This is a genomic window from Streptomyces sp., from assembly GCF_036566765.1.
Taxonomy (GTDB): domain Bacteria; phylum Actinomycetota; class Actinomycetes; order Streptomycetales; family Streptomycetaceae; genus Streptomyces.
Window position 1 is genome coordinate 1 of record NZ_DATCVQ010000490.1, and the last position, 13738, is coordinate 13738.

The 13738-nt window shown below is 72.2% G+C and carries 9 protein-coding genes and 1 pseudogene; 8 read left to right on the forward strand and 2 right to left on the reverse strand.

Features of this window, described 5'->3' with window-relative positions:
* The 5 genes from VIU94_RS28640 to VIU94_RS28660 all read left to right on the forward strand — a co-directional run.
* On the forward strand, window positions 1-1359 hold a 1359-nt coding region (locus VIU94_RS28640; protein ID WP_524540647.1), incomplete at its 5' end, for a serine/threonine kinase C-terminal domain-containing protein.
* A gap of 158 nt (window positions 1360-1517) precedes the next feature.
* Complete coding sequence (locus VIU94_RS28645) at window positions 1518-3152, forward strand: serine/threonine-protein kinase (RefSeq protein WP_331915563.1); 1635 nt, start codon at window positions 1518-1520, stop codon at window positions 3150-3152.
* 19 nt (window positions 3153-3171) lie between these two features.
* On the forward strand, window positions 3172-4782 hold the full coding sequence (locus tag VIU94_RS28650) for a serine/threonine-protein kinase (protein WP_331915565.1): 1611 nt from the start codon (window positions 3172-3174) through the stop codon (window positions 4780-4782).
* A gap of 178 nt (window positions 4783-4960) precedes the next feature.
* Window positions 4961-6613 carry a succinic semialdehyde dehydrogenase gene (locus tag VIU94_RS28655; RefSeq protein ID WP_331915567.1) on the forward strand — a complete coding sequence of 551 codons (1653 nt, stop codon included), beginning with the start codon at window positions 4961-4963 and terminating at the stop codon, window positions 6611-6613.
* A gap of 49 nt (window positions 6614-6662) precedes the next feature.
* Window positions 6663-8489, forward strand: coding sequence for a GMC oxidoreductase (locus VIU94_RS28660; protein ID WP_331915569.1), 1827 nt, complete (start codon window positions 6663-6665; stop codon window positions 8487-8489).
* Between the two features lie 86 nt (window positions 8490-8575).
* On the opposite strand, the gene VIU94_RS28665 is transcribed toward VIU94_RS28660, so the two are convergent.
* Both VIU94_RS28665 and VIU94_RS28670 read right to left on the reverse strand, forming a co-directional pair.
* On the reverse strand, window positions 8576-9610 hold the full coding sequence (locus VIU94_RS28665) for a hypothetical protein (protein WP_331915571.1): 1035 nt from the start codon (window positions 9608-9610) through the stop codon (window positions 8576-8578).
* A gap of 540 nt (window positions 9611-10150) precedes the next feature.
* Complete coding sequence (locus tag VIU94_RS28670; RefSeq protein ID WP_331915573.1) at window positions 10151-10438, reverse strand: chorismate mutase; 288 nt, start codon at window positions 10436-10438, stop codon at window positions 10151-10153.
* Between the two features lie 329 nt (window positions 10439-10767).
* Here VIU94_RS28670 and guaA point away from each other — a divergent pair, with 329 nt between their 5' ends.
* The 3 genes and pseudogenes from guaA to VIU94_RS28685 form a co-directional block, all read left to right on the forward strand.
* Window positions 10768-12360: a glutamine-hydrolyzing GMP synthase gene (gene guaA / locus VIU94_RS28675; RefSeq protein ID WP_331915575.1), complete on the forward strand. Its 1593-nt coding sequence runs from the start codon at window positions 10768-10770 to the stop codon at window positions 12358-12360.
* 115 nt (window positions 12361-12475) lie between these two features.
* Window positions 12476-13264, forward strand: coding sequence for a class II aldolase/adducin family protein (locus VIU94_RS28680; protein ID WP_331915577.1), 789 nt, complete (start codon window positions 12476-12478; stop codon window positions 13262-13264).
* Window positions 13265-13410: 146 nt separating this feature from the next.
* Window positions 13411-13738: pseudogene (locus VIU94_RS28685) on the forward strand (hypothetical protein); the annotation flags it as partial.

Sequence of the window (13738 nt, forward strand, 5' to 3'; positions counted from 1 at the left end):
GGGCCCGCCACCCCGCTCGCCGCCGAGCGCGCCCGGCAGGCCCGGATCGCCGTCGTCGGGCCGGTCACCGAGCGCTGGGCGCCCGAGCAGGCCGGGCCCGTGCACGAGAACTGGCAGCTCGCCCCGCCCATCGGCCCCGCCACCGACCTGTGGGCGCTCGGCGCGCTGCTCTACCGCGCCGTGCAGGGGCACGCCCCGTACCCCGAGGACAACGCCGCCGAGCTGGTCCAGCTCGTCTGCGCCGAGCCGCCGGCCTTCGCCGAAGAGTGCGGTCCGCTGCGCCCGGTCGTCGAGTCCCTGCTGCGGCAGGACCCCACCGAGCGCCCGGACTTCGAGGAGCTCCGCGGCTGGCTCCGCTCGCTGGTCAGGTCCGCCCCCGAGCCGGAGGCGGGCGCGGCGGTCGTGCCGCTGCCGGCCGAGGACCCGTCACGGCTGCCCATCGTGCGCCGCCGCGGCGAGCTGGTCCGCAGACGCCGCGGTCGTGGGGCCGCCGCACAGGGTGGCCGTCACCGTCACAAGAAGGGCAAGGAGCCCCGCCGTCCGCAGGCGGAGTTCCAGGCCGATCAGCAGCACGAGTTCCATGAGGAGCTTCCTCAGTACGCCCCGAAGCCACCCAAGGCCCCGAAGGCTCCTCGCAGCCCCCACGCCCCCCGCGCCCCGCGCGCCCTCGGGCGTCTCCTCCTGCTCCTCATCCTCCTGCTCCTCGCCGCCGCGGTGGCTTACGCGATGCTGTTCCTGCCCAAGAACGGCGCCGAGAACGGCACCGAGGACGGCGGCGGTGACGCCACGCCCCAGCAGAGCCAGCAGCCGCAGGAGCCCCAGCAGTCCACCCCGCCCCAAAGCCCCCGGCCCACCTCCACGCCCAAGAAGACCCCCGCAGCCCCCTCCGCCCCGGCGCCCGACCTCGCCCCCGGCTACGCGCTGCACAAGGACCCCGAAGGGTTCCAGGTCGCGGTCCCCAAGGGCTGGAAGCGGGCCGGGAAGAACAGCGCCGGCCAAGTCCGTTTCACCAGTGGTGACTTCACCCTGCTCGTCGTCCCGGGCCGGGACACCGTCCAGGCCAACGGCTCCGACCCGATGGCGTACCAGCGCACCAAGGAGCGCGAGCTCCAGCCCTGGCGGGACTCCTCCTGGTCCGGCGCGACCGGGCTGCGCCGGATCGACGTGGGGCAGCAGGCCATGGCCGAGGGCCAGTTCACCTGGCAGGACGGCGACGACCGCGAGCTGTACGTGCGCAACCTCGCGCTGATCGTCGGCGGCCGCTACCACGTCGTCCAGGTGATCGGCCCGGACGGCCAGCGGGACAAGGTCTCCGAGGTCTACCAACAGGCGGTCAAGGCCTACCGTTCCACCCGCTGAGCCCCAGCGGGCCCCCGACCGACCCCCGACCGGCACCCCAACCGCCCCACGCACGCCCCGCCCGCGTGGTCACAGTGGTGTTCCGGTGACCGCCCCGAGGTTCCGCCCTGCGTACCCCCCTCCGTAACCTGTCATCCGAAGGATCGGGGCGGGGGAAAGTGGAACAGTCTCAGAGCACAGGCGCCGGGCTCCTGCTCGCTGGTCGGTACCGGTTGAGCGAGTCCATCGGGCGCGGCGGCATGGGCAAGGTCTGGCGCGCGCACGACGAGGTCCTGCACCGCACCGTCGCGGTGAAGGAGCTGACGGCGGGTCGGTTCGTGTCCGAGGCCGACCGCGTCGTGCTGCATGCCCGCACGCAGAAGGAGGCGCGGGCCGCCGCGCGGATCACGCACCCGGCCGTGGTCACCGTGCACGACGTGCTGGAGCACGACGACCGCCCGTGGATCGTCATGCAGTACGTCGACGGGCCCTCGCTCGCCGACGCGGCCAAGGAGTCGGGCACCCTCGAGGCCCGAGAGGCGGCCCGGATCGGGCTGCACGTCCTCGGCGCGCTGCGGGCCGCGCATGCGGCCGGGGTGTTGCACCGGGACGTCAAGCCCGGCAACGTCCTGCTGGCCCGGGACGGCCGGGTGCTGCTGACCGACTTCGGCATCGCCGCGATCGAGGGCGACTCGACCATCACGCGGACCGGTGAACTCGTCGGCTCCATCGACTACCTGGCGCCCGAGCGGGTACGGGGCGGGGCGCCCGGCCCGGCCTCGGACCTGTGGTCGCTCGGCGCGACGCTGTACGCGGCGGTGGAGGGGACGAGTCCGTTCCGTCGCGACTCGCCGATCACCACCATGCAGGCCGTCGTGACCGAGGAGCCGGACTTCCCGAAGAGCGCCGGGGCGCTCGCGCCGGTGATCACCGCGCTGCTGCGCAAGGACCCGGACGACCGTCCGTCGGCCGACGACGCCGAGCGGATGCTCCTGGAGGCGATGGAGGGGCGGACGCCGAAGGCGGCGCAGGCGTACGTGCCGACCCGACGGGTCGCGTCGGACGAGCTGGACGGGGTCGTCACCCGCCAGGAGCCCGTGCCGCCCGCCGCCGAGCCTCCGGCCACGACGCCGGCCGGCTCCGGAAAGGGCGGGCGCCCGTGGCGTGCGGCGGTCGTCGCGGCGGTCGTCGCCGGACTGGTCGCGGGCGCCGCCGTGTTCGCCGTGATGACGTACGGGAACGGCGCGGACGGAGGCGACCAGGGGCGGCCCAGCATCGGCCCGTCGACCGGGAGCACGAGCACCGCCAAGCCTGACAAGGACAAGGACAAGGACAAGGACGACGGCGTCCTCGACCCCGCCGCCTGGCATCGCGTGCAGGACCCGGAGGGCTTCAGCATCCTCGTGCCCAAGGGCTGGAAGCGGCAGATCAACACCCAGGGCAGCATCGACTACACGCCCGACGACACCCGGCACCTCATCCGGATCAGCATCGACACGTCACCCGACTTCGAGACGCCGCTGCTGCATGCCGAGGACCTGGAGAAGCAGCTGAAGAAGCGGGCGCGCTACCAGCGGGTGCGGCTGACCCAGAACCTTTTCCGGGACCAGCAGTACGCCTGCCTGCTCGAGTTCACCTGGACGGAGCGGCGGAACAACCCGGGGCCGCGGCACGCCATCGACCAGCTCTACTACGGCGACGACGGCACGGAGTACGCGCTGTACATGTCCTCGCCCGAGAAGGACTGGGACACCACCCGCCGGCAGTTCGATCACATGGTGCAAAGCTGGCAGGCGCCGGACGACCGGCAGTGAGCCTCGACAGGACGGTGGCATGAACGACCACGGGGGACGAGTGAACGAGCCCACCAGCTACGGACTTCAGCCGCCGGGGCCGCCGCAGGACCAGTACCAGCCGACGCAGCCGGGCGCGGTCCCGCCGCAGGCCGACCCCGGCGCCGGCCGGGTCGTCGGCCGCCGCTACCGGCTGCTGTCCCGGCTCGGGCACGGCGGCATGGGGACCGTGTGGCGCGCCCGTGACGAGGTCGTCGATCGTGAGGTCGCCGTGAAGGAGCCTCGCGTGCCGGACCATCTGTCCGAGCAGGAGCGCTCGAACATCCATCTGCGGATGCAGCGCGAGGCCCGCGCGGCCGCCAGGATCGACCACCCGTCGGTGGTCACCGTGCACGACGTCGTCGTCGAGGACGGCCGGCCGTGGGTCGTCATGGAGCTGGTCAGGGGTCAGTCGCTGGGCGACCGGCTCCAGGAGGGCACCCTCGATCCGCGCGAGGCGGCGCGGATCGGACTGGACGTGCTCGGCGCGCTGACCGCCGCCCACGAGGCGGGCGTGCTGCATCGCGACGTCAAGCCGGACAACGTCCTGCTCGGCCGCGCGGACCGGGTCGTGCTCACCGACTTCGGCATCGCCCAGATCGAGGGCGAGCAGCGGCTGACCGAGACGGGCGCGTTCGTGGGCTCGCCGGAGTTCGTCGCGCCCGAGCGGCTGCTGGGGCAGCGGCCGGGCCCCGAGTCGGACCTGTGGTCGCTCGGCGTCGTGCTGTACGCGGCGGTGGAGGGCATGTCGCCGTTCCGCCGGACCAACACCCCGGCCACCCTCCAGGCGGTGCTCTCCGCCGAGCCGCAGAGCCCGGCGCGGGCCTCGGGCGCCTTCGGCGCGCTGGTGATGCGCCTGCTGCGCAAGGACCCGGCGGCGCGGCCGGGCCCCGCGGAGATCCGCGCAGCCTTGGAGGCCGTGGCCCGCCCTCCGCAGGCGTCCGCCGCCACGCAGCTGGTCGCGCCGGGCCCTGCGGGGAACGCGGCCGGGCAGAACCGCTGGCTTCCGCCCGTCCTGGCGCAGAGCCGCGGGGCGCGGTACGGGCTGCTCGCCGGGCTCCTCGCGGCGGCCCTCGCAGCCACCCTGCTCATCATGGACCCGTTCGCGGGCGACGAGCTGCCGCCCGGGTGGCAGCTGCGCCCGGAGCGCGAGCTGCTGCGGGCGGAGGTGGCCGTGCCGGAGGAGTACAAGCGGCTCCAGGACGACAAGGAAGGGGCCGTCTGGTTCACCGACCCGTCCGGCGTCTTCGAGATCGACTTCTGGCGCACGGAGGCCACGGGCGAGCCGGACGACCCGGGCGCGGACGCCCAGGCGCGTAAGGCCCGGTACGAGAAGGGCGGCAGCAGCGGCATCGAGCTGAAGGACGCCGAGGTCACGGTCAAGGACGTCCGGCACCAGGGGCGGAAGGCGTCCGAGATCGTCGCGGACTACACGCCGTTCTCGGCGACCGAGGAGGACCCGGTCCGCTACCGGCACCACGACCTGTTGATCCCGGGGGAGGGCAAGACCTACTGGCATCTGCGGGTGAAGTCGCCCGCCGAGGGGAAGGCCGCGGGAGAGGCTGAGGCGATCTATGCCGAGGTCGTGAAGAGACTGCGGATCGAGGGGTAGGGATTGCGGATCCCGGTGTGGGCGACCGCGGATCCGGGAATTCTGATCCGCTCGAAACCGGTACTCAGCCCCTGATCAGGGCTTATATGCCAGTGATCGCTGGCGTGGTTGTGGGTGGGCGGTGAAAAGTGTTACCGACGGGTACCCAAAGGCCGGAATGACGCCTACCCTCGGCCTCATGACGGACACGCAGGCCACCGCCCCCACCGCCCCGGACACCGAGGCCCCCGCCGCTCCGGACGCCGCCGGCACGAACCCGATCGCGGCCGCCCCGGCCGGCGCGCGCACCGCCGCCGACGTCGTGACGCCGGACCTGGTGGCCCGGCTCACCAAGGGCGTCGTCGGGTCCGGCCGCACCGTCAACCACACCCCGTTCACCGGGGAAAAGCTGGCGGACCTGCCCGAGTCCACCCCCGAGGACGTCGCCGAGGCCTTCGCCCGCGCCCGCGCCGCCCAGGGCGCCTGGGCGGCCACGCCGGTCCGGGCCCGCGCCGCGGTGCTGCTCCGCTTCCACGACCTGGTCCTGGAGCGCCAGGCCGAGGTCCTCGACCTGATCCAGCTGGAGACCGGCAAGGCCCGGCTGCACGCCCACGAGGAGATCCAGGCGGTCGCCGTAGCCGCCCGGCACTACGGCCGCCGGGCCGGCGCGTACCTGAAGCCCAAGCGGCACACCGGCGTCGTCCCGACCCTCACCAAGGTCACCGAGCTCCGCCAGCCGCGCGGGGTCGTCGGCCAGATCGCGCCCTGGAACTACCCGCTGGAGCTGTCCGTCGGCGACGCGCTGCCCGCCTTCGTATCCGGCAACGCCGTCGTCATGAAGCCGGACACCGAGACCGCGCTCACCGCCCTGTGGGCCCGCGACCTGCTGATCGAGGCCGGGCTCCCGGCGGCCGTGTTCCAGGTCGTCCTCGGCGAGGGCCCGGTCGTCGGCCCCGCCGTCGTCGAGCACGCCGACTACGTCTCCTTCACCGGCTCCACCCGCACCGGCCGCGAGGTCGCCCAGGGCGCCGCGGCCCGCCTCGTAGGCGTCTCCCTGGAGCTCGGCGGCAAGAACGCCATGCTGGTCCTCAAGGACGCCGACGTGGAGAAGGCCGCCGCCGGCGCCGTCCGCGCCTGCTTCTCCTCCGCCGGACAGCTGTGCATCTCCATCGAGCGGCTGTACGTGCACGAGTCGATCGCCGACGACTTCGTCGCCCGCTTCGCCGCGCGCACCAAGGCGATGCGGCTCGGCAACTCGCTCGCGTACGGGGCCGACATGGGCTCGCTCGTCGGCGAGCGGCAGCTGGAGACCGTCTCCCGGCACGTCGAGGAGGCCGTCGCGAAGGGCGCCACGCTGGTCGCGGGCGGCGTCGCCCGGCCCGACATCGGCCCGCTGTTCTTCGAGCCGACCATCCTCGACGGCGTCGAGTCGCCGATGGCCGTCTGCGGCGAGGAGACCTTCGGCCCGGTCGTCTCGATCTACCGGTTCAAGGACGAGGACGAGGTCGTCGAGCTCGCCAACGCCACCCCGTACGGCCTGAACTCCTCCGTCTGGACCAGGGACTCCCGGCGCGGCCACGCCGTCGCGGCCCGGCTGCGCACCGGCACGGTCAACATCAACGAGGGGTACGCCCCGGCCTACGGCAGCGTCCAGTCCCCGATGGGCGGCATGAAGGACTCCGGCCTCGGCCGGCGGCACGGCTCGGAGGGCATCCTCAAGTACACCGAGGCGCAGACCGTCGCCCAGCAGCGACTGATGCCGCTCGCGCCGTCCTTCGGCATGGACGACGAGAAGTACGCCGCGTTCATGAGCGTGTCCCTGAAGGCGATGAAGGCCCTGCGCCTGCGCTGACGGGCCGGCCGCTCCGTCCCTTTCCGCACCTTTTCGCACGAGGAGAGCCATGACCGCGGTACCCGCTTCCCGAAATCAGGACGACGCCTCCGTCGGCGCCTCCGCCGACGACGCGTACGACTACGACGTCCTCGTCGTCGGCTCCGGCTTCGGCGGCTCGGTCACCGCCCTGCGGCTCACCGAGAAGGGCTACCGGGTCGGCGTGCTGGAGGCGGGCCGCCGGTTCGCCCGGGCCGAACTGCCCAAGAACTCCTGGGACCTGAAGAACTTCCTCTGGGCGCCCACGCTCGGCCTGTACGGCATCCAGCGCATCCACCTGCTCGGCAACGTCATGGTGCTGGCCGGCGCGGGCGTCGGCGGCGGCTCGCTGAACTACGCCAACACCCTGTACGAGCCCCTCGCGCCGTTCTTCGACGACCCGCAGTGGAAGGACATCACCGACTGGCGCGAGGAGTTGAGCCCGTACTACGACCAGGCCAAGCGCATGCTGGGCGTCCGGCTCAACCCGACGATGACCCCGTCGGACGTCCATCTGAAGGCGACCGCGCAGGCCATGGGCATCGGCGATACCTTCCACATGGCGCCGGTGGGCGTGTTCTTCGGGGACGGGGAGGACGGCGACGGTACGGGGAAGGCGAAGCCGGGCGGCGAGGTGGCCGACCCGTTCTTCGGCGGGGCGGGGCCCTCGCGCAAGGCGTGCACCGAGTGCGGCGAGTGCATGACCGGCTGCCGGCACGGCGCGAAGAACACCCTGAACGAGAACTACCTCTACCTCGCGGAGAAGGCGGGCGCGGTCGTCCACCCGATGACCTCGGTCGTCGCGGTCACCGAGGACTCCCGGGGCGGCTACGCGGTCAAGACCCTCCCCACCGACGACCGGAAGAAGGGGAAGGGCCGTACGTTCACGGCCCGCAAGGTCGTGATCGCCGCAGGCACGTACGGCACCCAGACGCTGCTGCACCGCATGAAGGACACCGGCCTGCTGCCCCGGATCTCCGGCCGGCTCGGCGAGCTGACCCGTACCAACTCCGAGGGCCTGGTCGGCTCGCAGACCACCGACCGCCGCTACCGCAGGAAGCACGGCCACGAGAAGGCCGACTTCACCCGCGGCGTCGCCATCACCTCCTCGATCCACCCCGACGAGAACACCCACATCGAGCCGGTCCGGTACGGCAAGGGCTCCAACTCGATGGGCGCGCTGACGATCCTCCAGGTGCCGTACGGGGCGCACCGGGTCCGCAGGTGGCTGCTCGAGATGGTCAAGCACCCGACGCTCGCGGTGCGCGCGATGTCCAACAGGCGCTGGTCGGAGCGGACCATCATCGGCCTGGTCATGCAGTCCCTGGACAACTCGCTGACCACCTACCGCAAGCCGGGCGGCGTCGGGAAGGGTTTGCTCACCGCCCGCCAGGGCCATGGTGCGCCGAACCCGACGCAGATCGAGGCGGCGACCCAGGCCGCAAGCTTGCTCGCCGAGGAGATCAACGGCTTCGCCGGCTCCAACGTCGGCGAGCTGATGGGCACCCCGCTGACCGCGCACTTCCTCGGCGGCTGCCCGATCGGCGCGGACGCGCAGTCCGGCGTCATCGACCCCTACCACCGGCTGTACGGCCACCCCGGCATCTCGGTCGTGGACGGCGCGGCGGTCTCGGCGAACCTGGGCGTCAACCCGTCGCTGACGATCACGGCGCAGGCGGAGCGGGCGATGTCCTTCTGGCCGAACAAGGGCGAGGACGACCCGCGTCCGGCGCAGCACGAGGCGTACATCCGCCTGGCCGCGGTCGAGCCGAAGTCCCCCGCGGTCCCCGCGGACGCCTTCGGCGCGCTGAAGCTGCCGTTCCTGGGCATGCCGACGGTCCCGCCGAAGAAGTCCTGATCACGGCAGAGCGGTCCGACAACGCAAGAAAGGCGCTGCGCCCCCCTCCGAGCGCAGCGCCTTTCTGGTCTTACGGGCGGCAGCCGTTACGCTGCGGCGCCGCCGCTCCGGCGCCGCAGCGCGAAGACGACCCCGGCGCCGGCGACGACGGCGAAACCGCCGGCGATGCCGATGACGGGCAGCATGTCGTTCGAACCGGTCTCGGCCAGGCTCCCGGTGAGCTGGGTCGAGGTGTCGTTCGCCGGCTTGGTGTCCGGGACCGGGACCTTGCCGCCTTCCTGCGGCTTGGTGCCGTCGGTGTCCGTACCGGCCTTGACGATCTGGAACTTGTACGCGATCTCGTCGCCGCCGACGCAGTCCTGCTCACCGACGTAGACGCCCGCGCCCAGCGTGAACGCGGCGCCCGCGGGGGCGTTCGCCTTGACGTTGAGGCGCATCGGGATGTCGACCTCGTAGTCGGCCTCGATCTCGTCGGACTGGCCGACATAGCCGACGGCGTCGCCGTCCATGTCGAGGGTCTCCCAGCCGTCGTCGTTCTTGACCTGGAGCTCGACCTGCTTGGTCTTGAAGAGCTTCTCGCCCATGTCGTCGAGCGCGGCGCCCGCGAAGAAGTGCACGTCGCGGATGCTCTTCTCGGAGCCGTTGTAGACGTTCAGCGTGAAGGTGTGCCAGCCGCTGCCCGCGGCGATCTTGCCGGGCAGCCCCTCGACGTTCAGCTCCAGGTCGCCCTCCTTGCACACCGGCGGCTCGGGGAACTCCTCGTCCTCCTCGCCCTCGCCGGTGCCCTCGCCGGGCTTCTCGTCCTTCTTGTCGGGCTCCGGAGCGGTGCCCGGCTTCTCGCCGTTCTTGCCGGCCTCGGCGTCGGCGGGCTTGTCCGCGTTCGCGTCCGTGCCGGCCTCGGGCGTGGTGGTCTCGGGGGACTTCTCGTCCGTCGCGGCGTCCGGCGTGGAGCCGGTGTTCTCGCCGGTCGTGGACGTTTCGTCGGACGTCTCGGCAGGCGTCTCGGACGTGGTGGTGCTGGTGCCGCCGGTGGTCGCGTACGCGGCCGGCGCCGCCAGAAGGGCGGCGGGCGCGATGACGGCCGTCGCGGCGGCGACGGCCATGGCGCGGCGAAGCTTCATCAAAAGTCCTCGGAGCATTCCGGGCGTGCCGTGTGGTCACGGCACGGAGTCAGGGGGTCTGCCTGTATGGCGGATGCAGGCGGGACCGTTGGTTCCGCATGCATGACCTGTGACCAGCGGGATTGGTTGTACCCCGACTCACGGAATCTTTATGTGACACGCGTCACTTCTCGCGCGCGAAGGCCCCGCGTCGCGACGGCCGGTCGCGGGGCGGGGCCTCAAGGGCAGCGCCGGGGAAGCGGCGCTCGGGGACTCGGGCGGATGCGGTCGGCCCCGGGCGTCCCCGGGGCCGACCGTCCTTTCTGGGTGACCGGGCTGCTGTCCCCTGCCGTCCGGTCACGAGCGCCGGGGCGTGGTCCCATGACGCACCTGAGGTACGCCACACGCCCCGGCGAAGCCACGCGTGGGTCATGCGGGCCCGCCCCTGGCTGGCACGGACAACGGGACCAACGAAGCGGCCGCGCGGCCGGTCACGCGCCGTACGGGTGAGAGCGGAACCGTACGCCCGTTCTCGGGGGAGTGCGGGAGCGGGGCGATCCGTCAGATACGGCCCCGGCACAGCTCCAGCATCGTCATGGCCAGCGCCGTGCCCGGCTTGCCCAGCGCGTCCCGGAAGTGGCCCAGGACCTCCATCTCGCGGGCCAGGTTCACCCGGCGGCCGCCCGACGAGATCCGGGCCTCCTGGATCACGGCCGAGACGGCCATCCGTTCCTGGATCAGTCCGATGATCCGGTCGTCGAGCGCGTCGATGCGCTCCCGGGCGTCGCCGATCAGCGCCGCCGCCTCGTCGTTACGGGCGCCGGTCTTCTCGGTCGAGGTGGTGGTCACAGGGGGCTCCTCGGGGTGTCGGGTCCAGGAGCCCCGGGCGACTTCGCCCGGAGGCAAGCAGAACGCCCCGGGCCTTGTCGGCCCGGGGCGCCTGGGAAGTCGCTTGTCAGTTGCTCAAGCAGCACGACCATGGCAGCCGGTGGGCCGGTTGCCATAGGTAAAGGAGAAGATCGTGAGCTTGCGCATAGGGGACAGTATGTCCCCCATGCGCGGCCCCCGGCCAACCCGGGTTCGGATGGTGAGACGAAAAGTGACACCGGCGCGCCGGTAGAATCGACAAATAGCCCCTCTCTCGGGGAACCCTCTCCTACCGCCGGAAGGCCGCCGTAGTGTCATCAGCGACTCCCGCTGCCGCGCCCGACGTCTCCAACCCGGACGTAGTCCTCGTTGTCGACTTCGGCGCCCAGTACGCCCAGCTCATCGCCCGACGCGTCCGTGAGGCGCGGGTCTACAGCGAGATCGTCCCGTCCACCATGCCGGTGGCCGAGATGCTGGCCAAGAACCCCAAGGCGATCATCCTCTCCGGCGGCCCCTCGTCCGTGTACGCGGAGGGCGCCCCGCGGCTCGACCGCGCGATCTTCGAGGCCGGGGTCCCGGTCTTCGGCATGTGCTACGGCTTCCAGCTGATGGCGACGACCCTCGGCGGCACCGTCGACAACACCGGCGCCCGCGAGTACGGCCGCACCCCGCTGCACGTCTCCAAGGCCGGTTCGACGCTCTTCGAGGGCACCCCGGTCGAGCAGTCCGTGTGGATGTCGCACGGCGACGCCTGCTCCGCCGCCCCCGAGGGCTTCTCCGTCACCGCGTCCACCGACGTCGTGCCGGTCGCCGCCTTCGAGAACGACGAGAAGAAGCTGTACGGCGTCCAGTACCACCCCGAGGTGCTGCACTCCACGCACGGCCAGCAGATCCTGGAGCACTTCCTCTACCGCGGCGCCGGCATCGAGCCCAACTGGACCACCGGCAACGTCATCGACGAGCAGGTCGCGGCGATCCGCGCCCAGGTCGGCGGCAAGCGTGCCATCTGCGGTCTGTCCGGCGGCGTCGACTCCGCCGTGGCCGCCGCGCTGGTGCAGAAGGCCATCGGCTCGCAGCTGACCTGCGTCTACGTCGACCACGGTCTGATGCGCAAGGGCGAGACCGAGCAGGTCGAGAAGGACTTCGTCGCCTCCACCGGCGTCAACCTGAAGGTCGTCGACGCGCAGGAGCGCTTCCTCACCGCCCTCGCCGGCGTCTCCGACCCGGAGACCAAGCGCAAGATCATCGGCCGTGAGTTCATCCGCGTCTTCGAGCAGGCGCAGCTGGAGATCCTCCAGGAGGAGGGCCCCGAGGTCGCGTTCCTCGTCCAGGGCACCCTCTACCCGGACATCGTCGAGTCCGGCGGCGGCACCGGCACCGCCAACATCAAGTCCCACCACAACGTGGGCGGTCTCCCCGAGGACCTGGAGTTCGAGCTCGTCGAGCCCCTGCGCCAGCTCTTCAAGGACGAGGTCCGCATGGTCGGCCAGGAGCTCGGCCTGCCGGACGAGATCGTTCAGCGCCAGCCGTTCCCCGGCCCCGGCCTCGGCATCCGCATCGTCGGCGAGGTCACCAAGGACCGCCTGGACCTGCTGCGCGAGGCCGACGCCATCGCCCGCGAGGAGCTGACCGCCGCCGGTCTCGACCGCGAGATCTGGCAGTGCCCGGTCGTGCTGCTCGCCGACGTCCGCTCCGTCGGCGTCCAGGGCGACGGCCGCACCTACGGCCACCCGATCGTGCTGCGCCCCGTCTCGTCCGAGGACGCGATGACAGCCGACTGGTCGCGTCTGCCGTACGAGGTGCTCGCCAAGATCTCGACCCGCATCACCAACGAGGTCGAGGACGTCAACCGCGTCGTCCTCGACGTCACCAGCAAGCCGCCGGGCACGATCGAGTGGGAGTGATTCCCACGTAGCGCCAGTGCCGGAGCCGCCGTCCCCTCATCGGGGCGGCGGCTCCGTCGCTTTCGGGCTGCGATCTCTCTGGTCAGTTCCACCGCCCGGCGTTACCTTCCCGCCCATGAGCGAGACACCGGCCCCCATACCCGCGGATCGGCTCCACTTCGCGACGCCCCCCGTCCACGCGACCGCCGAGGAGGAGCGGACGTACCGCAAGCAGCGGCTCGCGGGCGCGCTCCGGCTCTTCGGCCGGTTCGGGTACGAGGACGGCGTCTCCGGTCATGTCACCGCCCGGGACCCCGAGTACGACGACTGCTACTGGGTGAACCCCTTCGGGGAGCCGTTCGACGGCATCAGGGCGAGCGATCTGCTCCTCGTCGACGGGGACGGCCGGGTCCGACACGGCGCGCACCGCGTCAACCAGGCCGCCTTCGCCGTGCACGCCGCCGTGCACCGCGCCCGGCCCGAGGTCGTCGCCGTCGCCCACACGCACACGATCCACGGCCGGGCGCTGTCCGCGCTCGGCGAGCTGATCGAGCCGATCACCCAGGAGTCCTGCGCGTTCTACCGCGACCACGCGCTCTTCGACGGGTTCACCGGAGCGGCGATCGACGAGGACGAGGGGCCGGCGATCGCCGCGGCCCTCGGCCCGTACAAGGCGATCGTGCTGCGCAACCACGGGCTGCTCACGGTCGGGGACTCGGTCGACGCGGCGGCCTGGTGGTTCATCGCGATGGAGCGCGCCTGCCGGATCCAGCTCGCCGCGCGGGCCGCGGGCAAGCCCGTCCTGATCGGGCACAAGGACGCGCTCGCGTCCCGGGCGCAGATCGGCGGAGATCTGGTGGCGTGGTTCAGCTACCAGCCGCTGTGGCGCAGGATCAGCCGTGCGGAGCCCGAACTGCTGTCGTAGCGAAGTCGGACATGAGCGGCTTCTCCGTCAATCCGATCACGTGGCAATCACTCTCCGGCGGGGCGCGCGGAGCACCGGAAGTACTTCCTCCGTGCGGGACAATTCCCTGTACTCATGCGGTAGTTGACGATCAGGGAGAGTGCGCCGTGGCGGTGCAGGAGGCGGAGCAGTGCGCGGACCGGACGGCGTGCGCGCACGGCGGGCGGGAGGCACACCGGCGCGCCGTCGCCGCCTTCCTCGTCCGCCGGGACGAGCTCGCCGCCGGGCACGGCGTGCCCGCCGCGCTCGCCCACTCGGCCGTCGCGTCCCGGCAGTGGGTCTCCGACGAACTCGCCCAGTCCGCCCGCACGGTCGCCGCGCGCGGCCGGGCCGCGGGCGAGGAGTGGACCGGGCGGGTGTGGCGCGGCAGCCTCGTCGGCGTCGGCGGGGGACTGGTGGCGCTGCTGCTCGCGCAGGCGTTCACCGCGATCGGCG

What these genes read in the sequence shown, in the direction of transcription:
- VIU94_RS28650 (WP_331915565.1), top strand. Translation starts at nt 3,172, where the DNA reads ATGAACGACCACGGGGGACGAGTGAACGAGCCCACCAGCTACGGACTT.
- VIU94_RS28655 (WP_331915567.1), top strand. Translation starts at nt 4,961, where the DNA reads ATGACGGACACGCAGGCCACCGCCCCCACCGCCCCGGACACCGAGGCC.
- VIU94_RS28660 (WP_331915569.1), top strand. Translation starts at nt 6,663, where the DNA reads ATGACCGCGGTACCCGCTTCCCGAAATCAGGACGACGCCTCCGTCGGC.
- VIU94_RS28665 (WP_331915571.1), bottom strand. Translation starts at nt 9,610, where the DNA reads ATGAAGCTTCGCCGCGCCATGGCCGTCGCCGCCGCGACGGCCGTCATC.
- VIU94_RS28680 (WP_331915577.1), top strand. Translation starts at nt 12,476, where the DNA reads ATGAGCGAGACACCGGCCCCCATACCCGCGGATCGGCTCCACTTCGCG.